We start from the raw sequence: 629 nt of genomic DNA, 5'->3' as shown, positions 1-629 counted from the left end.
CAACTGTAACCTTCCCAGATGGCAGCACAGCCGTTATTCCATCAGGTGATACAGTTAAGAAATCATCAGATAACGCAGTTAAGGATCCAGCGGTAACACCAGTTAAAGATCCAGCTAACTTAACAGATGCAGAAAAAGCTAAGGTAGCAGAAGAAGTTAAGAAATCTAACCCAACAGCGAAAGATGTTGAAGTAGGTAAAGATGGAACAACAACTGTAACCTTCCCAGATGGCAGCACAGCCGTTATTCCATCAGGTGATACAGTTAAGAAATCATCAGATAACGCAGTTAAGGATCCAGCGGTAACACCAGTTAAAGATCCAGCTAACTTAACAGATGCAGAAAAAGCTAAGGTAGCAGAAGAAGTTAAGAAATCTAACCCAACAGCGAAAGATGTTGAAGTAGGTAAAGATGGAACAGCAACAGTAACCTTCCCAGATGGCAGCACAGCCGTTATTCCATCAGGTGATACAGTTAAGAAATCATCAGATAACGCAGTTAAGGATCCAGCGGTAACACCAGTTAAAGATCCAGCTAACTTAACAGATGCAGAAAAAGCTAAGGTAGCAGAAGAAGTTAAGAAAGCTAACCCAACAGCGAAAGATGTTGAAGTAGGTAAAGATGGAACA

At 41.3% G+C, this 629-nt stretch carries 1 pseudogene; it reads left to right on the top strand.

The window, feature by feature from the left end:
• Window positions 1-629: pseudogene (locus tag QM374_RS10740) on the top strand (hypothetical protein); the annotation flags it as partial.

This window comes from Streptococcus infantis, from assembly GCF_047465525.1.
GTDB classification, from domain to species: Bacteria; Bacillota; Bacilli; order Lactobacillales; family Streptococcaceae; genus Streptococcus; species Streptococcus infantis_R.
Note: the sequence above shows the minus strand (reverse complement) of the source record. Positions and strands in the feature narration are given on the sequence as shown.